This is a genomic window from Streptomyces aureus, from assembly GCF_000725495.1.
GTDB lineage: Bacteria > Actinomycetota > Actinomycetes > Streptomycetales > Streptomycetaceae > Streptomyces > Streptomyces aureus_B.
The window spans coordinates 1-592 of record NZ_JNZD01000079.1; the positions used below are offsets into that span (position 1 = coordinate 1).

A 592-nucleotide genomic window follows, 5' to 3' on the forward strand; every position below is an offset into this window, starting at 1 on the left:
TCTACAGCGGCTACGAACTCTGCGAGAACACCCCCCTGCGCCCCGGCAGCGAGGAATACCTCCACTCCGAGAAATACGAGCTCCGCCCCCGCGACTGGGCGGCCGCCGAACGCGAGGGCCGCACGATCGCCCCGCTGATCACCCGCCTGAACCGGATCAGGGGCGAGCACCGGGCCCTGCGGGAAATCCGGAATCTGAGATTCCATGAGGCTGACGACGATGCCGTGATCGCGTACAGCAAGCGTTCGGGTGACGACACGGTGGTCGTCGTGGCGAACCTGGACCCCCACCACACCCGGCAGGCGACAGTGTCCTTGGACATGCCGCGACTCGCTCTGAGCGAGGACGCGCGCGTTCCGGTGCGCGACGAGCTCACCGGCGAGACCTACAACTGGGGCAGGTCCAACTTTGTGCGCCTGGGTCCGGGCGGTGCACATGTGCTCACTGTCGGCCCGGCACCGCGGATCGGAGGGTCACCCGCATGATGGTCAACGAGCCCGTCCCGGACACGTTCGAGGACACCCCGGCCAAGGACCGCGATCCCGAGTGGTTCAAACGCGCCGTCTTCTACGAGGTCCTGGTCCGTTCCTTC

Annotated in this window: 1 pseudogene; it reads left to right on the top strand. The window is 67.1% G+C overall.

Annotation, left to right across the window (positions count from 1 at the left end):
• Positions 1-485: pseudogene (locus tag IO36_RS36035) on the top strand (alpha-1,4-glucan--maltose-1-phosphate maltosyltransferase); the annotation flags it as partial.
• Positions 486-592: the final 107 nt, after the last annotated feature.